Below are 22,838 nucleotides of genomic sequence, written 5' to 3'. Positions count from 1 at the left end.
CCACCCTATCCCAGCAGGGACGCTGCCTCGATCTCCATCACCCCCAGCGCCCGGAAACTGTCCCGCGCAGCCGCCGCAGTTTCGGGCGCGATGGCGCGACTGGCGTCGGAGATGACCACGGCCTCGAAGCCTTCGCGCATCGCGTCCTCGGCGGTGAAGCGGACGCAGTAGTCGAAGGCCAGACCGGCCAGAAAGACGCGCGTCACGCCCAGTTCGCGCAGCAGGCCCGCCAGGCCAGTCGGCGTGTGGTGGTCGTTCTCGAAGAAGCCGGAATAGGAATCGACCGCCGGATTGTAGCCCTTGCGGATCACGGCCAGGGCCTTCTCGACCGTCGGCGCGACATCGGGATGGAAGCCGGCGCCGGGCGAGCCCTGAATACAGTGATCGGGCCACAGCATCTGGCGACCGTAACCGACCTCGATCTCGGTGAAGGGCGTCGCGCCGGGGTGGTTGGAGGCGAACGAAATCTGGTCCGGCGTGTGCCAGTCCTGGGTCACGACCACGCGGTCGAACCGATCCGCCAGCCGATTGATCAGCGGCATGATCCCCGCCCCGCCCGCGACCGCCAGACTGCCGCCCTCGCAGAAGTCGTTCTGCGGGTCGATGACCAGAAGGGCGTCTGTCGCCGCGATCTGCATCACACGCCCGCGTAGGCGTCGATCTCGTTGGCTGAGCCAAGCGCCACCGGAATGCGCTGGTGCAGATGTTCCGGCTGCACGTCCAGGATCGCCTGCACCCCGTCCGTCGTCGCCTTGCCCCCGGCCTGTTCGACCAGGAAGGCCATCGGATTGCCTTCGTACATCAGGCGCAGCTTGCCCGGCTTGTTCGGCTCGCGCTTGTCCCACGGATAAAGGAAGACCCCGCCGCGCATCAGGATGCGGTGCACATCCGCGACCATGGCCGCGACCCAGCGCATGTTGAAGTTCTTGCCGCGCGGCCCGTCCTCGCCCTTCAACAGGTCGCCCACATAGGTCTGCACCGGCTCGGACCAATGGCGCAGGTTCGACATGTTGATGGCGAACTCCCTGGTGTCGGGCGAGATGGCGATGTCGTCGTGGGTCAGCAGCCAGTCACCGTCGTTCGACAGGGTGAAGCCCTTCACGCCCGCGCCGGTCGTCAGCACCAGCATCGTCTGCGGCCCATAGACGGCATAGACGGCGGCGACCTGATTGCGGCCCGACTGCAGGAAGTCGGCCTCGGTCGGGGTCGCGGTCGTCGATTTCAGCACCGAGACGATGGTGCCGACGGGGGCGTTGATGTCGATGTTGGACGAGCCGTCCAGCGGGTCGAACAGCACCAGATATTCGCCGGCCGGATTGGAAGCGGGCTGGACCTCGTCCATCTCCTCGGACGCGACGCCGGCGACGGCGGGGCTGGCCAGCAGGGCGTTGGTCAGCATGTCGTTGGTCATGACGTCGAGCTTCTTCTGCTCCTCGTCCTGGACGTTGATCTGGCCCGACGCGCCGAGCGCCCCAGCCAGAGCTCCGCCGGCGACGACCTTGCTGATCTCTGAACAGGTCGCGGCGACGACGGTCAGGACCGTCTTCAGACCCTCGGGCGCGTCCAGGGCGGCGATGTGGGCGTCGAGGCTTGTGCGGGTCATGCGGTCGATCCGGTTCTGAAGTTCGCCCGTTCTTGGCGGGCGAGACGCGCGACGGCAAGACAGAAACCCTCTCCGCACCCTCCCGCCGTCATCCCAGGCCTTGTGCCTGGGATCCATACGCTCCGTCGAAGACGCGGCGCACCGGCGAGTACCGGGAGTATGGATCCTCGGCACAAGGCCGAGGATGACGGGATGGTGTTGGAGGATCAGATCGGCAGGATCGCCGTGCCGAACGCCCGCTTCAGCTCATGTGCAGCGAAGGTCTGGGCCGCAGCTGCGTCCGGCACGACCGTCGCCATGCCGAAGAACTCGTGCGTCGAACCGTGAAAAGTCTTGTGACGCACGTCCACGCCGGCCTGTTCCAGCTTCTCGGCCAGCAGTTCGCCTTCGGTGCGAAGCGGGTCGATCTCGGCGCAAATGACGGTCGAGGACGGCAGGCCGGCCAGATTCGCCTTCTCGACGATATTGATGCGCGGATCCTGGGCGTCGGCCTCGTTGGCGAAGATGTGCTTCACGAACCACTTCATCATCGGCTTGTTCAGCGGCTTGGCGTCGGCATTCTCGACGTAGGATTCATTGTCCATGTCCACCCCGGCGACCGGATAGACCAGCACCTGATGCTTGGGCGCAGGCAGGCCAGCGTCGCGCGCCATCATCGACACGCCGATGGCCAGGTTGCCGCCTGCGCTTTCGCCCATCACCGCCACCTTCTGCGGGTCGCCGTTAAAGCTCTGGGCGTTGTCCAGCACCCAGCGATAAGCGGCCAGGGCGTCGTCGTGGGCGGCGGGGAAATGGTGTTCCGGGGCTTGGCGATAGTGGACCGAGACCACGATCGCATCGGCCATCTTGGATACGCCGCGCGGGCCGCCGTCATAGACGTCCAGATCGGCGATCACGAAGCCGCCGCCGTGGAAATAAACCACGACCGGATGCAGCTTGTCCTCGGAATGGTCGTGCGGCTTGTAGATGCGGGCCTGGATCGGGCCGGCGGCGCCGGGAATGGTGATGTCGGTCGTCTTGACGCCCAGATCGCCACTGGGGTCCTTGCCGTCCTTGCGCAGCAGGGATTTCACGGCGTCGGTCGGGGTCGGTTGCTGACGCGCCTCAGCCGGCGACAGGGTCTCGATCGGCTTGCCGCCGAGAGACGCCAGTTCGTCCAGCACCTTCTGCATCGGGCCATCGGCCTTGGCGGGGGTGTCACGCGGCTTGTCGTTGTCGCCGAACAGCTTGTCTATAATCGACATTTTGGAATTCCTGGGTTTCGAACGGGGGTTCTTAACGACAACCCGCCCCACGCATCCTTGTTCCCCGACCGCTTGACTTGGGGCCAGAGTCGATGCCTTAGGTCGAGCGCTCTCGCGGGAGAGTTCGGAGTCTGGAAACAGGCCTCGACGCCGAAGGCGCAACCGCCCCGGAAACGCTCAGGCAAACGGACCGCGACAGCATACGGACGCTGGAAAGTCGCTCTTGATGGGCGCGCCGACGGAGCAAGGCGACATGATTTGGTCGCCGGAATCTCTCAGGCTTCAGGACAGCGGGGGCGCGAGGACGGCGGAGCTCCGCCACAACACGCGACCGTGAAAGCCTGAACCATGACCGACCAGACCCTGAAGACGACCGCTCTGAACGCCGCGCACCGCGCCCTGGGGGCTCGCATGGTGGGCTTCGGCGGCTATGACATGCCGGTTCAGTATGAGGGCGTGCTGGCCGAGCACCGCTGGACCCGCGAACACGCCGGCCTGTTCGACGTGTCGCACATGGGCCAGTGCAAGATCACCGGCGCCGACGCGACCGCCCAGTTCGAGCGGTTCGTGCCCGGCGACTATGCGATCCTGAAGGCCGGCAAGCAGAAGTATTCGCTGCTGCTGAACAAGGATGGCGGGATCATCGACGACCTGATGGCCGGCCGTCCCGACCACGACGGCCTGTTCGTCGTCGTCAACGCCGGCAACAAGGACGAGGACTTCGCCTTCTGGAACGCGAACCTTGAAGGCGACGCCAGGCTGACCGTGCTGGACCGCGCCCTGATCGCCATCCAGGGGCCGGAAGCCGCCGAGGTCATGGCCGCGCATGAGCCGATCCTGGCCGAGATGGGCTTCATGGAATGCGCCCGCCTGATGCTGTTCGGCGCCGACTGCTACGTCTCGCGTTCGGGCTATACGGGCGAGGACGGCTATGAGATTTCAATCCCCGCGGACCAGGCCGAGCGCGTCTGGAACACGATCCTTGAAGACGCCCGCGTCAAGCCGATCGGCCTGGGCGCACGCGACAGCCTGCGCCTGGAAGCCGGCCTGCCGCTGCACGGCCATGACATCGACCCGACGACCTCGCCGGTCGAAGGCGCCCTGACCTTCGCCCTTTCCAAGTCGCGCAAGGAACGCGCCGACTTCGCCGGCGCCGAGCGGATCCTGAAGGAACTGGCCGACGGTCCTTCGCGCGTCCGCATCGGTCTGATCGTCAAGGAAGGCGCCCCGGCCCGCGAAGGCGCCGAGATCGCCGACATCGACGGCAATGTGATCGGCAAGGTGACCTCGGGCGGCCCCTCCCCCACCTTGGGCAAGAACATCGCCATGGGCTTCGTTCCCCCCGCGTTTTCCGCGCTGGGCGCGGACCTGAAGGTCATCGTGCGCGGCAAGACCGCCGCCGCCGAAGTCGTCGCCATGCCCTTCGTGGCGCAACGCTATTACCGCAAACCGAAGACCGTCTGAGGATCAGATCATGAAGTTCACCAAGGATCACGAGTGGGTCAGCCTGGACGGCGACATCGCCACCGTCGGCATCTCCAAGCACGCCGCCGACGCCCTGGGCGACGTGGTGTTCGTCGAGGTGCCTGAGGTCGGCAAGACCGTCGCCAAGGGCGACAGCTTCGCCGTGGTCGAGAGCGTCAAGGCCGCCTCGGACGTCTACGCCCCCGTCTCGGGCGAAGTGGTCGAGGCCAACGACGCCCTGTCGACCGCCCCGGAAACCGTCAACTCGGCCGCCGAAGCCGACGGCTGGTTCGCCAAGATCAAGGTCTCGGACGCCTCGCAACTGGACGCCCTGATGGACCAGGCCGCCTACGACGAGTTCCTAAAGACCCTCTGATTTCCCCTTCCGCTCATCCCCGCGAAAGCGGGGACCCAGTTCTTTCGCAAGAACAGTGCTGGGATGAGCGGAAACATCACCGGCCACATTGGTCGCCCAAAGCACTAGGTCCCCGCTTTCGCGGGGATGAGCGGATTAGAAAATGCGTTATCTCCCCCTGACGCCCGACGACCGCACGGCGATGCTCGCCGCCATCGGCGCGAAATCGATCGACGACCTGTTCGTGGACGTGCCCGAGGCGGCGCGGCTGGACGGGCCGGTGGACCTGCCCCGCGTGGCGGGCGAGCTGGAGGTCGAGCGCGCCCTGTCCGCCATGGCGGCCAAGAACGCCACGGCCGGCGCCGTGCCCTTCTTCTGCGGCGCAGGGGCCTACAAGCACCACGTCCCGGCGACGGTGGATCATGTGATCCAGCGCTCGGAGTTCCTGACCAGCTACACCCCCTACCAGCCGGAAATCGCGCAGGGCACGCTTCAGTACCTGTACGAGTTCCAGACCCAGGTTGCGAACCTGACCGGCATGCCGGTCGCCAACGCCAGCCTCTATGACGGCTCGACCGCCATGGCCGAGGGCGTGCTGATGGCGACCCGCGTGACCCGCCGCAACAAGGCGGTGATCAGCGGCGGCGTTCACCCCCACTACGTCAAGGCGACCGAGACCGTGGTCCACGCCGTCGGCGTCGAGACCCAAGTCCTGGCCGCCGCCATCGACGCCGAGGCCGCCGTGATCGACCAGATCGGTCCCGACACGGCCTGCGTCGTCGTGCAGACCCCGAACGTCTTCGGCACGGCGACGGATGTGACCAAGATCGCCGAGGCCGCGCACGCCGCCGGCGCCCTGCTGATCGTCGTGGTCACCGAGGCCGTATCGATGGGCCTGCTGAAGTCGCCCGGAGAAATGGGAGCCGACATCGTCGCGGCCGAGGGCCAGTCGATCGGCAACGCCCTGAACTTCGGCGGTCCCTATGTCGGCCTGTTCGCCACGCGCGAGAAGCTGATCCGCCAGATACCCGGCCGCCTGACCGGCGAGACCGTGGACGCCGACGGCGAGCGCGGCTTCGTCCTGACCCTGTCAACGCGGGAACAGCATATCCGCCGCGACAAGGCGACGTCGAACATCTGCACCAATTCCGGCCTCTGCACCCTGGCCTTCACCATCCACATGAGCCTGCTGGGCGAGACGGGCCTGCGCAAACTGGCCCTGCTGAACCACGAGAAGGCCGTCGCCACGCGCGACGCCCTGGCGGCCATTCCCGGCGTCGAAATCCTGACCTCGCGCTTCTTCAACGAGTTCGCGGTGCGCCTGCCCCGAAACGCGGCCGAGGTCGTGGACGCCCTGGCCGGCCATCACATCCTGGCCGGCGTGCCCTACAGCCGCCTGGCCCCCGACGCCGGCATGGACGACGTCCTTCTGGTCGCCGCGACCGAGACGACGCTGGATGCCGACATCCAGATCCTCGCCAAGTCGCTCTCCAAAGTCCTCGGCGCGTAAGGGATAACGACCATGAGCACCATGAACACCATCGGCCGCCCGACCGCCCCCAACGAAGTCCAGTCCAAGCCCGCCACCCTGACCGGCGGCCGCGGCCTGTTGCAGAACGAGGCCCTGATCTTCGAGGGCGACGGCTGGGGCAAGACCGGCGTCGATCTGCCAGAACCCAAGACGGACGGCTCGGACCTGGGCGACCTGGTCCGCAAGGATCCGATCGGCCTGCCCGGCCTGTCGGAGCCGGAAACCATGCGCCACTATGTGCGCCTGAGCCAAAAGAACCACGCCATCGACCTGGCCATCTATCCGCTGGGTTCGTGCACGATGAAGCACAACCCGCGCCTGAACGAGAAGATGGCGCGTTTAGCCGGCTTCTCGGACATCCACCCGCTGCAGCCGATCTCGACGGTCCAGGGCGCGCTGGAGCTGATGGATACGCTGGCCCACTGGCTGAAGACCCTGACCGGCATGCCCGCCGTCGCCCTGTCGCCCAAGGCGGGCGCGCACGGCGAACTGTGCGGCCTGATGGCCATCCGCGCCGCGCATGAGGCCTCGGGCCAGCATGAGAAGCGCCGCAAGGTGCTGGTGCCGACATCCGCTCACGGCACCAACCCTGCGACCGCCGCCTTCGTCGGCTACACCGTCGTCGAGGTCGCCCAGACCGAGGACGGCCGCGTGGACGTGGCGGACCTGGCGTCGAAGCTGGGCGACGACGTCGCCGCCATCATGGTGACCAACCCCAACACCTGCGGCCTGTTCGAGCGCGACATCCTGGAGATCAGCCGCCTGACGCATGAGGCCGGCGCCTATTTTTACTGCGACGGGGCCAACTTCAACGCCATCGTCGGCCGGGTCCGTCCCGGCGACCTGGGCGTCGACGCCATGCACATCAACCTGCACAAGACCTTCTCGACGCCCCACGGCGGCGGCGGTCCGGGCGCCGGTCCGGTGGTGCTGTCGGAAGCCCTCGCGCCCTTCGCCCCCGCTCCATGGGTCGTGCACGACGCTGATGGCTATCGCCTGATCGAGCGCGAGGAAGACGAAGCGGTTCAGGCCTTCGGCCGTCTGTGCGCCTTCCAGGGCCAGATGGGCATGTATGTGCGCGCCCTGTCCTACATGATGTCGCACGGCGCCGACGGCCTGCGTCAGGTGGCGGAGGACGCCGTCCTGAACGCCAACTACATCAAGGCCCGCCTGTCGGACCTGATGAGCGCCGCCTTCCCCGACGGCCCCTGCATGCACGAGGCCCTGTTCGACGACGAATGGCTGAAGGGCACGGACATCACCACGCTCGACTTCGCCAAGGCGATGATCGACGAGGGCTTCCACCCAATGACCATGTATTTCCCCCTGGTCGTCCACGGCGCCATGCTGATCGAGCCGACGGAAACCGAGTCCAAGGCCGAACTGGACCGCTTCATCCACGCCATGCGCCTGTTGGCCGAGGCGGCGAAGGCCGGCGACGTTGATCGCTTCAAGGGCGCGCCCTTCCACGCCCCGCTAAAACGCCTGGACGAAACCCGCGCCGCCCGCTCGCCGGTCCTACGCTGGTCCGCGCCGGCAGGGTCGAACCAGGCGGCGTAATCTGCAAGTCGCCCCTTCCTTCGGGAAGGGGCTGACGCGGCCTCGATCTCGCACTAGGTCATGGTCATGACCTGGACCACCAACGACATTCCCGACATTTCCGGCAAGCTTGTCATCATCACAGGCGCGACCGGCGGTCTGGGACTGGAAACCGCTCTCGTACTGGCCGCAAAGGGCGCCGAGGTGGTGCTGGCGGCCCGCAATCCGAACAAGGGCGCCGAGGCCGAGCGATTGATTCGCGCGCGTCATCCGGCCGCCAATGTCCGATTCGACCTGCTCGACCTCGGCGACCTGGCGTCCGTGGCCGCCTTCGCCGATCGTCATCTGGCGGCCGGACGGCCCATCGACATCCTGATCAACAACGCCGGGATCATGGCTCTGCCGACGCGTCAGACGACCGTTGATGGCTTTGAGATGCAGTTCGGGACCAACTACCTGTCCCACTTCGCCCTGACTGGACGGCTGCTGCCCCTGCTGACCCAAGCCCAGGCACGCGTCATCCAACTGTCCAGCGTCGCGCACCGCCGCGGCCATATCCGACTGGACGACCTGAACGCTACGACCGGCTACAGCCCCTGGTCCGTCTATCAGCAGTCAAAGCTGGCCATGCTGATGTTCGCCATCGAACTGCAGCGCCGCAGCGACGCGCAAGGGTGGGGTCTGACCAGCGTCGCGGCCCACCCCGGCTTTGCTCGCACCGACCTGATCACAAACGGTCATGCCGGAAAGCCCGGCCTGTTCGCACGCGGCGCGCGGCTGCTGGAGGGCGTGCTCAGCCATTCCGCCGCTGACGGCGCCCTGCCGATCCTCATGGCCGCGACCCTGCCGAACGTGGCCCCGGCCGCCTATTACGGCCCCACGGGCTTTCAGGAGATGAAGGGCCCGCCGGGCGTTGCGGTCATCAAGCCCCAGGCCCGCGACGCCGAGGTCGCGCGCCGGCTCTGGGCGGAATCCGAGCGGTTGACCGGCGTCCGCTACGGCTGATCCGTGTCGCATCGGCAACAGCCGGCGAACGACTGCGGTTCATGACCAAAGCGTCATTCAGCGGACACCGATCCGCCATCGACGCAGAGCCTTAAGAGGTTTGTGGCAAGGTCGTCACGGCCGCCTTTTCCTTTCCCGACGAGGGATCGCGCGGCCGTGGCGACCGTTGTCATGACAACCTCCCCTCCCCATCTGGCGTATTCGTGACCTCCCTCTCCGTTCTCCTCGCTCAGCCTTCGAAACCGCGCAGCCGCACGCTGCGCCTGGTGAAACGCTGGGCGCTGATGATCGGCGGCCTGCTCGTGGTGCTGCTGGGGATTCTGATCGCGCCCCTGCCGGGTCCCGGCGGGATTCCGGTCATCGCCGTGGGCCTGATGCTGATCCTGAAGAGCTCGTTCTGGGCCAAGCGCCAATTCATTCGCGCCCAGTATGCCCGCCCCAAATGGGTCTATCCGTTCCGCCGCCTGATGCGGAAGAAGCCGGAGTTCGCGCCCGTCTTCTGGCAACAGGCCCTGCGCGCCGAAAAAGTCGTGACCAAGCGGTCCGGTCGTCGCCTGTCGCGCGGTCGCAAACAGGTTCGGCGGTATTTCCGCAAGCTGTTCCGCTAGTTAGCGGATATTGTTGCGGTTGCGTTGCTGCAACCGCTAACCACGGCAACGTGAACGCAGTCCTCCCCCGTCAGGCGTATCCTGTCTGCGCGTTATCAGAGAACCACTCATGCGTTGGGAGGCGCTAAGGTCATGATGTCACGCGTACAAAAGGGTCTGATCGCCGGATTTGCGGCGACCATGGCCGTATCCTTGCTCGAAATACCCAATCTGTTCCTCAACTGGTTCGATCCCTTCCAGGGGGTCATCGCCAGCATGATGGGCATGCCGGGAAATCTGGCCGCCGGGTGGGTGGTCCACGTCATCAGCGGCGTCTTCATCCTGGGGCCGCTGTTCGCCATCCTGTGTCCCCGACTGCCGACCGATACGCCCGAGACCAAGGGCATCGTCTTCGCCGTCGGCGCCTGGGTGCTGATGATGGCGGCCATCGTCATGTTCGGAAACTACCGGACCTTCACGGCCGGCGCCGGCTTCGGCACCTTCGCCTGGCTGCTGATCACCCACGCTGTGTTCGGCATCGTGCTGGGCAATGTCTATGCCCGGCTGGTGGCGCGCGACAAGCGTCTGGGCACCACGATCATCGGCGGCGCACACGCCCACTGAGCGCGATTTAATCGCTCAAGAAAAAGGCCCCCGACGTCGCCGTCGGGGGCCTTGTTTCATTCAGCGTCGATGCCGATCAGTTCAGGCGATCGCCGATCTGGGCGATGGCGCTGTCCAGCAGCGGATCCTTGGCGCCGCTGGCGATGCGGGCGGTCAGGATCTGTTCTGCGGCCTTGGCGGCCAGGTCGGCGGCGGCGGCCTTGACCTCGGCGGAGGCCTGGGCCTCGGCCTGGGCGATGCGGGTCTCGGCCATCTTCTGGCGACGGGCCAGGGTCTCTTCCAGCTTGGCCTTGGTCTCGACTTCCAGACGACGGGCGTCGGCTTCCGCCTGGGCCATCATCTCGGCGGCTTGAGCCTCGGCCTCGGCCTTCTCCTTGCGGATCTGGGCCAGCAGGGCCTCGGCCTCGGCGCGCAGACGAGCGGCCTCGTCCAGGTCCGCCTGGATCTTGGCGGCCTTGGCGTCCAGGGCCTTGGCGGCGATCTTGGGCACACCGGCGGCGACCAGGATGCCGAAGAACAGGATCAGGCCGATGCCGACCCAGATCTCCGCATTGGCGAAGCTCCAGATGCCGTGTTCGAAGATCAGGTTCATCAGGCGGCTCCCTTGACGGCGACCAGCTCGGCTGCGGTCGCGGCCTTGCCGGTCAGACGCTCGACCATGGCGGCGGTCGTGTCGGAGGCGATGGTGGAGACATTGGCCATGGCGGCGTCGCGCGTCTTGCCGATCGAGGCCTCGGCCTCGGCGATGCGGGCGTTGACGATCGCTTCTTCCGCAGCCTGGCGGGCGTTGGCGTCCTCGGTCACGCGCGCCTTGGCGGCGGCGGCCATTGAACGGGCGTCGGCGCGGGCCTTGGCGACTTCAGCCTGAGCGAGGGCTGCCTGTTCGGCGGCCTCGGCCTGGACCTGACGCGCGGTGGCGACGGCGGTGGAAATGGTGTCGGCCCGTTCGTCCATCACCTTGCGAAGGCGCGGCGCGAAGACCTTGGAGACCAGCAGATACAGGACGACGAACAGGATCAGCAGATAGCCGATCTGGCCCGCCCAGTGTTCGAACTGGAATTGCGGCAGGCCGCCCGAGCCGTGCTCGGCGGCGGTCGCCGTCTCGGCGTGCAGGTCCGCTTCGACCGAAGCCGGGACTGCATGGTTGGATTGGGTGCTGGCCATGAACCGTCTACTGCAGGATCAGATGAAGCGGCGCGCGGGCGAACCCCGCGCGCCGTAATCGGCTGATATCAGCCGAAGATCATCAGGATGCCGAGCACGAAGGCCAGGATGCCCAGGGCTTCGGCAAGGGCGGCGCCCACGAACAGGTTGCCGACTTGGCCGGCGGCGGCCGACGGGTTGCGCAGGGCGCCGGCCAGGAACTGACCGAAGATGTTGCCCACGCCCAGAGCCGAACCGATCATGCCGAGGGTGGCGAGACCAGCGCCGATGTATTTTGCGGCTTCAGCGTCCATGATTGTATTCCTAGATTAAAGTCGTTGGTGGTTGGGGTGAAGAGACTGGTCCGGCCCTTAGTGGGCGTGGTCCAGGTTGACCACATCATTCAGATAGATGCAGGCCAGAACGGCGAAGACGAAGGCCTGGAGGAAGGCCACGAGGAACTCCAGCGCGGTCAGGGCGACGACCATGCCCAGCGACAGGGCCGCGACCGGGAAGGCCAGCAGACCGATGCCGCCGCTCAGGCCCAGCATCCCCAGCGACACGACGAAGCCGGCGAAGATCTTAAGCGCCACGTGGCCGCCCAGCATGTTGCCGAACAGACGAAGCGCCAGGGTGACCGGACGCAGCAGGAAGGAGACGAACTCGATAAGGCCGACGACGGGGCGCAGCGCCAGCGGCGCGCCCATGGGCCAGAACAGCTTGAAGAAGCCCAGGCCGTTCTTGGCGAAGCCGACCACCAGCACCAGACCGAAGGTGATCAGGGCGAAGGTGATCGTGATGGCCAGCTGCGAGGTCGCCGTGAAGGTCAGGAACAGACCCAGGATGTTCATGCCGAGGATCAGCGTGAACAGGGTGAAGACGAACGGGAAATATTTGCGGCCTTCGTGACCGATGATGGAATCGGCCAGGTTGTCGATCAGGCCGAACATGCCCTCGCCCGCCGACTGCAGTCGGCCCGGCACGATCTTGGCGTTCGACGTGACGGCGGCCAGGAAGCCGACGATCACCACGAAGGCGGCCGTCATGGCGATGTGCGAATTGGTGATCGCCAGATCGACCACGCCCAGAACAGGCAAGGTCACGTCAGGAAGGTCGATGACCTTCTGAATCTGAAACTGATGAATCGGATCGGCCATGAAGCCCTATCGTTCCCCGTCTTCGTCGGCCTCGACATAGGGTTCGGCCGGAGCCGACGTTCCCAACGCCTTTGCCTGCGCCATCAGCCGGTTGGCTGTGCGGCGCGCCATGTAAATCGACAAGGCGAAGCCCAGAAGGACCCCGCCGATCAAACCCCACGGACGGATCCCAAGGACCCAATCCGCGATCGCCCCGAACGCCAGACCCACCAGGACGCCGCCGAGAAGCTCGGCGATGATCTTGTAGGCCTGACCCGACACCTGATGGCCGGTCAGCTCGGCGGATTTCTCCGCCGTGGTCCGCGCCTCCAATGCGGATGCGCTGTCTTGGAGGCGTTTGATCGCCTCTTCGCGCGATTCCGGCATGGGGGATAGGACCTGTGCGCTCAGCGTCCGGACGGTGCGTCCGAACGGGTCTGAATTCGGCGCGGAAACTAATCGTGAGCGGCCCATAGGTCAAGGCGTCGTGATCATGCTCTAAACCGTTGTAGAATTTCGACTTTCGCCGCCTGTGGACAAGCCGTGACGATGCGCCGCTGTTCACGGCGACAGAATCCCGCCCGTCTCGACACGGGTCCGATGGCGATCAGCGCCGCAAACGACTAGGTTCACGGTCATGAATGCGCATGTTCCTCCCCCCGCCGCTCCGCTTCGCCCGATTTCGGTGCGGTTGGCGACGCCGCGCGGCTTTTGCGCCGGGGTGGACCGGGCGATCCAGATCGTCGAACGCGCCATCGAGAAGTTCGGCGCCCCCGTCTATGTGCGCCACGAGATCGTTCACAACCGCCATGTGGTCGAGCGGCTGAAGGCGATGGGCGCCGTCTTCGTCAAGGAACTGGACGAATGCCCCGACGACCGCCCGGTCGTCTTTTCGGCCCACGGGGTGCCCAAGTCTGTGCCCGCCACCGCCCGGGCGCGCGAGCTGGTGTTTCTGGACGCCACCTGCCCCCTGGTGTCCAAGGTCCATGTCGAGGCCGAGCGCCACCACGCCGCCGGCAAGCACATCATCCTGATCGGCCATGCTGGGCACCCCGAGGTGGTCGGCACCCTGGGCCAGCTGCCGCAGGGCGCCATCAGCCTGGTCGAGACCGAGGCCGACGCCGAGTCGTTCGAACGCCCCGGCGACGCCCCCCTGGCCTATGCGACCCAGACCACTCTGTCGGTGGACGATACGGCGGGCATACTGAAGGTGCTGAAGCGCCGCTTCCCCGAACTGCCCGATCCGCACAAGGAAGACATCTGCTACGCCACCACCAACCGCCAGGACGCGGTCAAAGCGTTGGGCGAGGGCTGCGAGCTGGTGCTGGTGGTGGGGTCCAAGAACTCGTCCAACTCGGTGCGGCTGGTCGAGGTGGCGATGCGCGCCGGAGCCGGCGCTTCCTATCTGGTGGACGATGCCTCCCAGGTGGACTGGTCCTGGTTCGAAGGAGTCCAGACGGTCGGCGTCACCGCCGGGGCCTCTGCGCCCGAGCCGCTGATCGAGGGCCTGGTGGACGCCATCCGCGCCCGGTTCGACGCCACGGTGACCGAGGACGGCGGCGCCCGCGAGACCGTGACCTTCAAACTGCCGCGTCTGCTGACGGCCTAAATCGCTAACCCGCTGGGCGCGATGAAGCCCATCTCGTTTCAAATACCGTCACCCTCGGGCTTGTCCCGAGGGCCCACCGTTGGTCGCGCTCGACTGCAGACGTTGCAAGCCGTCGCCTGAACCCGTCCGCAACCTAGTTCGCATTCACCGTAGGCCCTCGGGACGAGCCCGAGGGTGACGGAAGTGGTTGGTGCAGAACCTACTCGACAGCTTCCAGCGGCAGGGCGACGCGGAAGGTGCTGCCCACGCCGGGTTCGGTCACGACCTCGATCTTGCCGCCCATCAGAGCCGCCAGGCCGTGCGCCGCGGTCAGGCCCAGGCCCAGGCCGTCGGCGGTGCGGGTGTTGCTCTCGTCGCCCTGGGTGAAGGCCTCGAACAGGCGCGCCGCCGCCGCAGGCTCCATGCCGGGGCCGGTGTCCTGAACTTCCAGCACCAGTTGATCGCCGGCGACGGCCCGCAGGGTGACCTGGCCCGTCCTGGTGAAGCGCACGGCGTTGTCGCTCAACGCCGCCATCAGCTTCTCGACATGGACCGGATCGCCCAGCCATTCGCCCTCGACGGCCTCGACGTCGATCGTCAGGCCCTTGGCCTGGGCCGCGCCACGGAAGTCGTTGGCCACACGCCCCAACAGGTTGTTCGGCCGGAACGGCCGCGTCTCCAGCGTCACCGCCCCGTCGCGCAACCGCACCACATCCAGCAGTTCCTCGATCAACCTCAATTGCTGACGACCCGACGCCTTCAGGATTTCCAGCCGGTCGCGCTGCTGCGGCGTGACCATATCGGCGCCGATCACCTCGGCCATGCCCAGGACGCCGTTCAGGGGCGTGCGCAGTTCGTGGCTGACGTTCGACAGGAAGCGGGTCTTGGCCTGGTTGGCCGCCTCCGCCCGCTCCAGCGCCGCCGACAGGGCGACCTCGGACGCCTTCAGACGGCGCACATCTGCGGTCGTGTTCCACAGCAGGGACGCCGTGCCGATGATCAGCACGATGAACAGCACCAGCAACAGCGGTCCTGCCTGGGTCAGGATCTGATAGCCCGGTCGTTCCGGCGCCCAGACGACGCGGCCCAACAATCCGCCCCTAGCCTCACGCACATCCACGCCGATCATGCCTTGGGGCGGTTCAGCGTCGCCAGGCTGAAAATGGATGCGGTCCAGCGCCAGTCGCGTCCGCAACAGGTCCAACTCACCCAGGAACGGCTTGAACGACGCCACCACCGGATCGGACGCGGGCGTCGGCCCCATCGCGGTGTGACGCACGACGGTGGACGCGCCCAGCACATAGACGGCGTCGCCCACCTGCACGAAGCCCGCCTTCAGACGAACGGCGGCGTCCGCCGTCAGCGAACGATCACGCCCCGCCGCCTCGGCGCGCAGCCGATCGATCAGAGGCCGGGCCGCCCTGGCGAATGGCTCGCCGGCTTCGAAGCTCTCGGGCGCACCTTGCGTGCTGATGCGGAACAGCCGGCCGCTGGCGTCATAGCCAAGCGTGAACTCGTGCTTGTGCTGCGCAGCGTAGAACGAGCCCAGGGTGCGGTCGTACCAGGCCACGTCGCCCGTCGCCATATGATCGACCGCCTCGTCCCAGACCGAGGCCGTGGTCAGGTTGTCGCCGATGATTTCCAGTGCGCGCGTCAGGCGCAGCTTGACCAACGCCTCTTCCTTGCGCGCCTGGTGCGCATCGATGCCCTGGCTGACCGTGCCCAGAACGCCCGCCATGCCGATGATGGACGCCAACATCAGGATCACCGCGATCCTGAACGTGCTCCACGCCCGCCAACCCGTTTTCGATGTCACGCCACTCATACCGGCTGCCTTAGATGGCGCTCACTAAGACAGCGTGAACGTGACGTAACGTCAGCGTGACTCGCCGACGAAATCCTGGGCGAACTCGGGCGCGTCGTCGTCGATGGGCAGACTGCCGTCCTCGTCGTCGGCCTCGGAGGCGCGGCTGGGGTCCGGCACCTCGAACCCGACCGGCAGCGACAGGTCCAAGAGGCCCGCCGCCTTCATCTCCTGCACGCCCGGCAGATCGTACAGCGTCGCCAGGCCGAAATGCTCCAGGAACCGATCCGTGGTCGCATAGGTCACGGGCCGCCCCGGCGTCCGCCGGCGTCCCCGCAACCGTACGAAACCCATCTCCAGCAACAGGTCCAGCGTGCCCTTGGAAATGGTCACGCCGCGCACGCTCTCGATCTCGGCGCGCGTGACGGGCTGGTGGTAGGCGATGATGGCCAAGGTCTCCAGCGCGGCCTTGGACAGGCGGCGAGGCTCCTCGCGTTCCTGCGTCATCATGAAGGCCAGGTCAGGCGCCGTGCGGAACCGCCAGCGGTCGGCGACGCACTCCAGCTCCACCCCCCGCCCCTCATAGCGGGCACGCAGGCCCGATATGGCGCGCGCCACATTGCAGTTCTCGGGCAGCCGCGCGGCGATCTCGGCGGCCGTCAGCGGCCCGGCGGCAGCGAACAACAGGGCCTCGACCCGCCGCTCGATCTCGGCCTCGTCGGGTTGGAAGGCGAGGTCAGACATGATTTCCCCCCGCCATATGACCGTCATCCTCGCCCTTGTGGCGAGGATCCAGACTCACGGTCTTTCCGAGGGTGCGCCCATGCCGGACGCCGGGAGTCTGGATCCTAGGGACAAGCCCTAGGATGACGGACAGAAAGAGAGAAACCATCACCCCATCAGCTCCAGCGGCTGGCCCTGCCCGCGCCGTTTCAGGAACAGCTCGGCGAACGCCTGCGTCTGTCGAATGTCCATCGCCCCCTCCTTCACCAGCTCCAGACTGGCCGACAGGGTCGAGGCCGTAAAGCTGGCCTGGCTGGGGCCGTCTTCGCCCTCCCGGTGCGGCGCCACCTGATCCAGCGGGGTCCAGTCGGCCAGTTTCGGCATGATCTCGCGCAGCCAGTCGCGCGCCGCCTCCAGCGCAAAGGCCTCGACCCGCTGGCCGGGGGCATAGCGCCTGCCCTCCTCGCGCCGACGCTGCACCACATAGGCGCTCATCAGTTCATACAGGCTGGCGTCGATCCGGTCCGACGGCACGATCACCGTCGCCTCGGGATCGCCGCGCGTGAAGACGTCGCGCTTCAACTGGGGCCGCGCCATCAGCTGCTCGACCGAGCGCCGCATGGCCTCCAGCTTCTGCAGGCGGAAGGCCAGGGCGGCGGCCATCTGCTCGGCCGGCGGCTCCTCGCCCTTGTCTTTCTCGGTGCGCGGCAGCAGCAGCCGCGACTTCAGATAGGCCAGCCACGACGCCATCACCAAGTAGTCCGCCGCCAGGGCGAAGTTGCGCCGCCGCGCCTCGTGCACGAAGGCCAGATACTGTTCCGCCAACTGGGTGATCGACAGCTTCAGCAGATCGACCTTCTGGTTCCGCGCCAGGGCCAGCAGGACATGCAGCGGCCCTTCATACCCGTCCAGATCGACCACGAACGCCTCGCGATCCTCGACCTCGGCGACGGCGGTGAAGTCCAGATTCGGCTGAAAGGACTCAGACATTTTCCCTTGGCCTACCGCGCTTCGCGCTGCTTGAGGCCGGGACGGCCCAGGCGGCTCATGCCTGCGCCTCACCCACGTCCGGCCCCTTGGCGACATCCAGCCGGCCGCCCATGGCCTTGAAGAAGCGGTCATGCCCAGCGACCGGATCAAGCGGCTCCGGCGTGCGCACGATCCGCGCCATCGCCGCCTCGGCCCGCGCCTTCGCCCTCCCCTTCAGCCTGCCGGTCGCCTCGGCCACCGCCTGCATCTCGGCCATGTCGCCGTTGCAGTGCAGAACCACGTCGCACCCGGCCTTCAGCGACCGATGCGCCCGCTCGCCCAGCGATCCGCTCAGCGACTGCATCGACAGGTCGTCGGTCATGATCAGGCCGGAAAAGCCCAGATGCTCGCGCATCATCTTCACCGCCTTCTTCGACTGGGTCGCCGGCCGCTTCCTGTCCACGGCGGTGAAGACGATGTGCGCGGTCATGGCCAGCGGCATGTCCGACATCGCCTTGAACGGCGCGAAGTCCCAGCCGTCCAGGGTCTCGAAATCGGCATGGACCGTCGGCAAGTCCTTGTGGCTGTCGGCGAACGCCCGGCCATGGCCCGGCATATGTTTGATGCAGGGCAAGACACCGCCCGCCAACAACCCTTCAGCCGCTGCGCGGCCCAGCAGGGTCACGGTCTGCGGATCCTGGCCATAGGCGCGGTCGCCGACGATGTCGTGGGCGCCGGGCACAGGTACGTCCAGCACAGGCAGCAGATCGACGTTGATCCCGACCTCGCGCAGATCATGCGCCATCAGCCGCGCGCCCAGCCGCGCCAGTTCGCGCGCCGACAGCGGATCGTCGGTCGCCTTCAGATAGGCGTTCCCAGGTGGATATTTGGGCCAGTGCGGCGGCCCCATCCGCTGGACCCGGCCGCCCTCCTGATCGATCAAGATCGGCGCGTCGGCGTCTCCGATGGCGGCCCGCAGTTCGCAGGTCAGCGCCCGCACCTGATCTGGCGTGTCGATATTGCGCCGGAACAGGATGAAGCCCCACGGTCGCGCCTGCACGAAGAAGGCCCGCTCGTCCTCGGTCAGCCGATGGCCCGAACAGCCGTAGATGGCGGCGGAGGTCATGCCGCCCCCCTGACCGCCATACTGGCCGTCGCCCTCGGGACAAGCCCGAGGGCCCACGGTTCAGCGCCCAGAATCCATGAACGAGACGCACATCCCCTCCCCTCGCCCCTTCGACCGCGATGCGGACGGGTGGGCCCTCGGGACAAGCCCGAGGGTGACGGAAGGCAAAACCGCATCACCGAACGATGCAGTCCCGCCCGGCGGCCTTCAGCGCATTGCAGAAGGCGACCGCCCGCTCGCGCGACAGGCCCGAGAAGGCCGTGCGGTACAGGGTCGAACCGCTGGACGAGGTCACTTCGGTCACGCGCTTTTCGGCGCCCGAGGCGAACGAGCCGAAACGGCCGGCGACGGCGGCGTATTCGCGATCCGCGATCTCGGTCGAGGAGAAGGCGCCGATCTGAACCGAGGCCGAACCGCCCGCAGCGGCCGTGGCCTTGGTCGCCGGAGCGGCGACAGGCGGCGCGGTCGTCGGACGCGGCGTCGGCGCGGCGGGGGTCGCGGCCTTGGCAGGCGGCAGGCCCTGGCCGGTCGGCGCAGCGGTCGGCGGCGCGGCGGGCCGCGGCTGGGGCGCTTCCGGCGGCGGGGTGAAGGTCACGGGCGCGTCGGTCGTCTCGCCCTCGTCGCGATAGACGCGCACGCCGGCGGCCGGATCGATCGGCTGGGCGTCCACGGGCGGCGCCGTCTTCATCTCGCCGACGGGCTGGCCCACGGCGGGCGGCGCGTCGGTCGAGGCGCGCATGCCCGAGCGATAGAAGAAGATCACGGCCACGATCAGCAGCAACAGGACCACCGCGCTTATGATCAGGGTGACCGGCGGCGCCTTGCCCCCGCCCGAGCCGCCCAACCCAGAACCAATGGCGCGGCCGCTGCGCGGATCATAGGAATTGCGACGAAACGGCAGGTCGTCATCGGTCGGGGGGGTATAGGCGCCCCGGCCCGGCTTGTTGTCGTCTTCAAAGGACATGGTCGCGCTCCGCCGTCTGTCAGGCGCGAATCGGCGCGCCGAACGATCACTCTACGCCCCCGCGTGCATCTTTCGAATCACAGATCGAGGGCGAGGTCGAGGCTGAACAGTTTCTGGTGCACTTCTATGGCGTAACGGTCGGTCATGCCGGCGATATAGTCGCAGACGGCCCGCGCCCGCTGTGTCCGGTCACTGGTCAGGGCGGGCGTGCTCCATTCCGGCGGCATAACCTCCGGTTCGGCCATGAACAGCTCGAACAGTTGCGACAGCACCCGCCGCGCCTGGCTGCGCGTGCGGTTGACGCGGTAATGGCGATACATCCGCTCGAACAGGAACTTCCTCAACACCGCCAAATCCGCGTGCATGGCGTGCGAGAAATCGACCATCGTCCGCCTGGCCAGACGCACGTCCTCGGTCGTGACGATCCGGTCGTCTTCCAGCCGCCGCGCCGTCTCGGCCAGCACGTCCTCGACCATCACGCCGATCATCCGCCGAACGGCCTCGATCCTCAGCATCCGGTCGTCGATGCCCGGATAGTCGCGACGCACCTGCGCCAGCATCGGTCCGATCAGCGGCACCTGATCCAGGTCCTGCAGGGTGATCAGCCCCGCCTGCACCCCATCGTCCACATCGTGATTGTTGTAGGCGATGTCGTCGGCGACGGCCGCGCACTGGGCCTCCAACGAGGCGAACGTCCCGAGCCGCAGGTCCCAGCCCGCCTCCCCGCCAGTCCTGTAGGGCCGCACCACCGACCATGCCGGTTCGTCCAGCCGGTGCGCCACCGGGCCGTTGTGCTTGATGACCCCCTCGACCGTCTCCCAGCTCAGGTTCAGCCCGTCGAACTGCGGATAGCGGTTCTCCAGCTCGGTCACGACCCGGAAGCTCTGGACATTGTGGTCGAAGCCGCCGTGCCCGGCCATCTGCACCACCAGCTCGTCCTCGCCGGCATGCGCAAAGGGCGGATGGCCCAGGTCGTGCGCCAGGGCGATGGTCTCGGCCAGATCATCGTCCAGCCGCAGCGCGTGGGCCAGCGACCGTGCGATCTGGGCCACCTCCAGCGAATGGGTCAGACGGGTGCGATAATGATCGCCCTCGTGCGCCACGAAGACCTGTGTCTTCTCCTTCAACCGCCGAAACGCCGTCGCATGGATGATCCGGTCGCGGTCGCGTGCAAAGGCCGTCCGCGTGCGGCTGGCCGGCTCGGGAACGCGTCGCCCCAGGGTCAGGTCGGCGCGTTCGGCGTAGGTGGCGAGGTCTGTGTGGCTCAAGTGATCAACTTTGAAGCGGGCGGCCCTTTGCGAACGCCCTTGCGCGCCTCATATAGACAGCCGTGAGCACCGTCCAATCCACAGAACCGTCCACACCCGCCTTCAGCGTCGCCACGCGCGCGCCGGAGGGCATCGTCCTGTCCGCCAGCGCCGCCAAACGCCTGGCCAAACTGGGGGCGGCCGAGGGCAAGACCCTGATGCTGCGCGTCGCGGTGGACGGCGGCGGCTGTTCGGGCTTCCAGTATCGGTTCGAACTGGTCGAAACGGCCGAGGACGACGACCTGCGCATCCAGGCCGACGGACAGGCCGCCCTGATCGACCCGGTCTCGGTCCCCTTCCTGAAAAACTCCGAGATCGCCTACATCGACGAACTGGCCGGCGCCCAGTTCGTCGTCCGCAACCCCAACGCCGCCTCCAGCTGCGGCTGCGGCGTCAGTTTCTCGATCTGAAGCCTGAGGCTGGCCTTGCGGGCCGGAGCCTGCGCTGCATGATGGGATAGTCGCGCTATCTGACCGTCTTGCGGAGACCCACATGCTCAGCCTCGCCCTCGCCCTGCTCGCCGGCCCGGTCTCGACCGACATCGCCCTGTCGTCAGAGCCCGCGCCGCTGCACGGAACCCTGCTGACGCCGGACAGCGCGAGCGCCGTCGCCGTCATCCTGCCCGGCTCCGGCCCGACGGATCGGGATGGGAACAGCCCGCTGGGCGTCGCGGCCTCGACCTATCGCCTGCTGGCCGAGGGTCTGGCGGAACAGGGGATCGCCACCGTCCGCATCGACAAGCGCGGCATCGCCGCCAGCGCGGCGGCGGGTCCGGCCGAGGCCGATCTGCGCTTCGACGCCTACGCCGCCGACGCCCGCGCCTGGGCGACCGAGGCCGCCGCGCGCACAGGCCTGCCCTGCGCCTGGCTGATTGGCCACAGCGAGGGCGCCCTGGTCGCCCTGAAGGCGGTCGAAAACGACGACAAGGTTTGCGGTCTGATCCTTCTGTCCGGCGCCGGCCGCCCGGCAGGCGCAGTGCTGCGCGAACAGCTGGCCACCCTGCCCGAGCCGATGAAGACCCAGGCCTTCGCCGCCCTGACCGCGCTTGAGGCCGGCCGCACCGTCGCCGACACGCCGCCTGCGCTGGCGGGCCTGTTCCGCCCCTCGGTCCAGCCCTATCTGATCTCGTGGCTGCCGCTGGACCCCGCCGCCCTGCTCGCCGCCTACGACGGCCCGGTCTTCATCGGCCAGGGGACCACCGACCTCCAGATCGGCGTCGCGGACGCCCAGGCCCTGGCCGCCGCCGACCCCAAGGCCACGCTGAAACTCTGGGACGGCGTCAACCACCTCCTCAAAACCGCCCCCGCCGACCGCGCCGCCAACATGGCGACCTACGCCGACCCGGCGTTACCGCTCGCGCCGGGCGTGGCGGAGGATGTGGGGGCGTTCATTCGGGCGAACGGGAGGCGTTAAAGCCGTCGTCATGCGTTTACGGGGCGGATGACAAAACTTTAAACTGACGTCGGCGCGCAGTCTGTCATGCTGAAGCTCTGATCCGGGGAGCCCACAATGATGCAGTCGAAATCCATGTCCGTCTGGGCGCCTCGCATCGGCGCCGCGATGCTGATGACGGTCGCCGGCGGTCTTGCGATCAACGCCTCAGCTCAGACGGCGGCGGGCGGTTGGCTCGTGGATGCGGCGCGCAATCGCGAGACCGAGGCCGCGCGCGTCTTCATCGCCAGAGGCGCGGACGTCGATCATGCCCGCCTTGGCGACGGCACGCCCCTGATCGTCGCCGCTGCTCAGGGCGACATCGCCATGGTCCGACTGCTGCTGGAGCAGGACGCCGACGTCAACAAGCCTGTCGCCGGCGACGGCAATCCGCTGATCGCGGCCGCCGCACATGGCCGCACGGAAGTAGTCGATTACCTGATCACAAAGGGCGCCGATGTGAACGGCATCGTCGCGGATGACGAGACGCCTCTGATCAATGCGGCGCGTGAGGGGCATCTGGAGACGGTTCGCCATTTGGTCGCCAGGGGCGCGGACGTCAATCTCGCCGTTCGGGCCGAGCTTGTGTCAGGCGGCACCGAGTTGCGGTCCCCCTTGAACCAGGCACGCCGCAATCACCACCGTGAGGTCGCCGCCTTCCTCATCGCGCAAGGCGCGAAAAGCTAGATCGAGCA

At 67.2% G+C, this 22,838-nt stretch carries 25 protein-coding genes and 2 riboswitches; of the genes, 11 read left to right on the top strand and 14 right to left on the bottom strand.

Annotation, left to right across the window (positions count from 1 at the left end; all coding sequences use genetic code 11):
- Window positions 1–5: 5 nt before the first annotated feature.
- The 3 genes from ACQY72_RS14800 to ACQY72_RS14790 form a co-directional block, all read right to left on the bottom strand.
- The gene (locus tag ACQY72_RS14800) at window positions 6–638 is read right to left on the bottom strand and encodes a nicotinamidase (RefSeq protein WP_428154498.1); all 633 of its coding nucleotides are present in this window, start codon (window positions 636–638) and stop codon (window positions 6–8) included.
- On the bottom strand, window positions 638–1,603 hold the full coding sequence (locus ACQY72_RS14795) for a class 1 fructose-bisphosphatase (RefSeq protein WP_428154497.1): 966 nt from the start codon (window positions 1,601–1,603) through the stop codon (window positions 638–640). The genes ACQY72_RS14800 and ACQY72_RS14795 overlap by 1 nt, the downstream gene beginning before the upstream one ends.
- A gap of 206 nt (window positions 1,604–1,809) precedes the next feature.
- Window positions 1,810–2,847, bottom strand: a complete 1,038-nt coding sequence (locus ACQY72_RS14790; protein ID WP_428154496.1) for an alpha/beta hydrolase — start codon at window positions 2,845–2,847, stop codon at window positions 1,810–1,812.
- Window positions 2,848–2,952: 105 nt separating this feature from the next.
- A riboswitch (glycine riboswitch) is annotated at window positions 2,953–3,050 on the top strand.
- 4 nt (window positions 3,051–3,054) lie between these two features.
- Window positions 3,055–3,140: riboswitch (glycine riboswitch) on the top strand.
- A gap of 55 nt (window positions 3,141–3,195) precedes the next feature.
- Between ACQY72_RS14790 and gcvT the strand changes: the two genes are divergently transcribed.
- The 7 genes from gcvT to ACQY72_RS14755 all read left to right on the top strand — a co-directional run bounded on the left by gcvT (window position 3,196) and on the right by ACQY72_RS14755 (window position 9,952).
- The gene (gene gcvT / locus ACQY72_RS14785) at window positions 3,196–4,311 is read left to right on the top strand and encodes a glycine cleavage system aminomethyltransferase GcvT (RefSeq protein ID WP_428154495.1); all 1,116 of its coding nucleotides are present in this window, start codon (window positions 3,196–3,198) and stop codon (window positions 4,309–4,311) included.
- 10 nt (window positions 4,312–4,321) lie between these two features.
- Window positions 4,322–4,687 carry a glycine cleavage system protein GcvH gene (gene gcvH / locus ACQY72_RS14780; protein WP_428154493.1) on the top strand — a complete coding sequence of 122 codons (366 nt, stop codon included), beginning with the start codon at window positions 4,322–4,324 and terminating at the stop codon, window positions 4,685–4,687.
- 142 nt (window positions 4,688–4,829) lie between these two features.
- The gene (gene gcvPA / locus ACQY72_RS14775; RefSeq protein ID WP_428154492.1) at window positions 4,830–6,176 is read left to right on the top strand and encodes an aminomethyl-transferring glycine dehydrogenase subunit GcvPA; all 1,347 of its coding nucleotides are present in this window, start codon (window positions 4,830–4,832) and stop codon (window positions 6,174–6,176) included.
- A 12-nt stretch (window positions 6,177–6,188) separates the two neighbouring features.
- The gene (gene gcvPB / locus ACQY72_RS14770; protein ID WP_428154491.1) at window positions 6,189–7,757 is read left to right on the top strand and encodes an aminomethyl-transferring glycine dehydrogenase subunit GcvPB; all 1,569 of its coding nucleotides are present in this window, start codon (window positions 6,189–6,191) and stop codon (window positions 7,755–7,757) included.
- A gap of 66 nt (window positions 7,758–7,823) precedes the next feature.
- The gene (locus ACQY72_RS14765; protein ID WP_428154490.1) at window positions 7,824–8,741 is read left to right on the top strand and encodes an SDR family oxidoreductase; all 918 of its coding nucleotides are present in this window, start codon (window positions 7,824–7,826) and stop codon (window positions 8,739–8,741) included.
- A 203-nt stretch (window positions 8,742–8,944) separates the two neighbouring features.
- Window positions 8,945–9,349, top strand: coding sequence for a hypothetical protein (locus ACQY72_RS14760; protein WP_428154489.1), 405 nt, complete (start codon window positions 8,945–8,947; stop codon window positions 9,347–9,349).
- Between the two features lie 135 nt (window positions 9,350–9,484).
- A complete protein-coding gene (locus ACQY72_RS14755; RefSeq protein ID WP_428154487.1) occupies window positions 9,485–9,952 on the top strand; it encodes a DUF6789 family protein in 468 nt (155 codons plus the stop codon).
- A 76-nt stretch (window positions 9,953–10,028) separates the two neighbouring features.
- On the opposite strand, the gene ACQY72_RS14750 is transcribed toward ACQY72_RS14755, so the two are convergent.
- From ACQY72_RS14750 to ACQY72_RS14730, 5 genes are all read right to left on the bottom strand, one after another.
- Window positions 10,029–10,544 carry a F0F1 ATP synthase subunit B gene (locus ACQY72_RS14750; RefSeq protein ID WP_428154485.1) on the bottom strand — a complete coding sequence of 172 codons (516 nt, stop codon included), beginning with the start codon at window positions 10,542–10,544 and terminating at the stop codon, window positions 10,029–10,031.
- Window positions 10,544–11,116, bottom strand: a complete 573-nt coding sequence (locus ACQY72_RS14745) for a hypothetical protein (protein WP_428154484.1) — start codon at window positions 11,114–11,116, stop codon at window positions 10,544–10,546. Before ACQY72_RS14745 ends, ACQY72_RS14750 begins: the two co-directional genes overlap by 1 nt.
- Before the next feature lie 68 nt (window positions 11,117–11,184).
- Window positions 11,185–11,409: a F0F1 ATP synthase subunit C gene (locus ACQY72_RS14740; protein ID WP_008261286.1), complete on the bottom strand. Its 225-nt coding sequence runs from the start codon at window positions 11,407–11,409 to the stop codon at window positions 11,185–11,187.
- Window positions 11,410–11,466: 57 nt separating this feature from the next.
- Window positions 11,467–12,252: a F0F1 ATP synthase subunit A gene (locus ACQY72_RS14735; RefSeq protein ID WP_426019768.1), complete on the bottom strand. Its 786-nt coding sequence runs from the start codon at window positions 12,250–12,252 to the stop codon at window positions 11,467–11,469.
- A gap of 6 nt (window positions 12,253–12,258) precedes the next feature.
- Window positions 12,259–12,618 (bottom strand): AtpZ/AtpI family protein, encoded by a 360-nt coding sequence (locus ACQY72_RS14730; RefSeq protein WP_135195075.1) that lies wholly within the window; start codon window positions 12,616–12,618, stop codon window positions 12,259–12,261.
- A gap of 250 nt (window positions 12,619–12,868) precedes the next feature.
- Between ACQY72_RS14730 and ispH the strand changes: the two genes are divergently transcribed.
- The gene (ispH, locus tag ACQY72_RS14725; protein WP_428154482.1) at window positions 12,869–13,840 is read left to right on the top strand and encodes a 4-hydroxy-3-methylbut-2-enyl diphosphate reductase; all 972 of its coding nucleotides are present in this window, start codon (window positions 12,869–12,871) and stop codon (window positions 13,838–13,840) included.
- A gap of 199 nt (window positions 13,841–14,039) precedes the next feature.
- On the opposite strand, the gene ACQY72_RS14720 is transcribed toward ispH, so the two are convergent.
- The 6 genes from ACQY72_RS14720 to ACQY72_RS14695 form a co-directional block, all read right to left on the bottom strand.
- Entirely contained in the window at window positions 14,040–15,578 is a 1,539-nt protein-coding gene (locus ACQY72_RS14720; protein ID WP_428154480.1) for a sensor histidine kinase, read from the bottom strand.
- Between the two features lie 117 nt (window positions 15,579–15,695).
- Complete coding sequence (gene scpB / locus ACQY72_RS14715; RefSeq protein ID WP_428154479.1) at window positions 15,696–16,367, bottom strand: SMC-Scp complex subunit ScpB; 672 nt, start codon at window positions 16,365–16,367, stop codon at window positions 15,696–15,698.
- A gap of 147 nt (window positions 16,368–16,514) precedes the next feature.
- On the bottom strand, window positions 16,515–17,336 hold the full coding sequence (locus ACQY72_RS14710) for a segregation and condensation protein A (protein WP_428154477.1): 822 nt from the start codon (window positions 17,334–17,336) through the stop codon (window positions 16,515–16,517).
- Window positions 17,337–17,391: 55 nt separating this feature from the next.
- Complete coding sequence (gene nagZ, locus ACQY72_RS14705; RefSeq protein WP_428154476.1) at window positions 17,392–18,441, bottom strand: beta-N-acetylhexosaminidase; 1,050 nt, start codon at window positions 18,439–18,441, stop codon at window positions 17,392–17,394.
- A 175-nt stretch (window positions 18,442–18,616) separates the two neighbouring features.
- On the bottom strand, window positions 18,617–19,405 hold the full coding sequence (locus tag ACQY72_RS14700; RefSeq protein ID WP_428154475.1) for an SPOR domain-containing protein: 789 nt from the start codon (window positions 19,403–19,405) through the stop codon (window positions 18,617–18,619).
- A 77-nt stretch (window positions 19,406–19,482) separates the two neighbouring features.
- A complete protein-coding gene (locus tag ACQY72_RS14695) occupies window positions 19,483–20,673 on the bottom strand; it encodes a deoxyguanosinetriphosphate triphosphohydrolase (protein ID WP_428154474.1) in 1,191 nt (396 codons plus the stop codon).
- Between the two features lie 131 nt (window positions 20,674–20,804).
- Between ACQY72_RS14695 and erpA the strand changes: the two genes are divergently transcribed.
- The 3 genes from erpA (at window position 20,805) to ACQY72_RS14680 (ending at window position 22,830) form a co-directional block, all read left to right on the top strand.
- Window positions 20,805–21,122, top strand: a complete 318-nt coding sequence (erpA, locus tag ACQY72_RS14690; protein WP_428156723.1) for an iron-sulfur cluster insertion protein ErpA — start codon at window positions 20,805–20,807, stop codon at window positions 21,120–21,122.
- A gap of 82 nt (window positions 21,123–21,204) precedes the next feature.
- Complete coding sequence (locus tag ACQY72_RS14685; RefSeq protein ID WP_428154472.1) at window positions 21,205–22,125, top strand: alpha/beta hydrolase; 921 nt, start codon at window positions 21,205–21,207, stop codon at window positions 22,123–22,125.
- A 96-nt stretch (window positions 22,126–22,221) separates the two neighbouring features.
- A complete protein-coding gene (locus tag ACQY72_RS14680; protein ID WP_372693509.1) occupies window positions 22,222–22,830 on the top strand; it encodes an ankyrin repeat domain-containing protein in 609 nt (202 codons plus the stop codon).
- Window positions 22,831–22,838: the final 8 nt, after the last annotated feature.

Origin of the sequence: Brevundimonas sp. (genome assembly GCF_965279155.1) — a bacterium.
GTDB lineage: Bacteria > Pseudomonadota > Alphaproteobacteria > Caulobacterales > Caulobacteraceae > Brevundimonas.
This window is presented reverse-complemented; position numbering and strand designations above follow the sequence as displayed.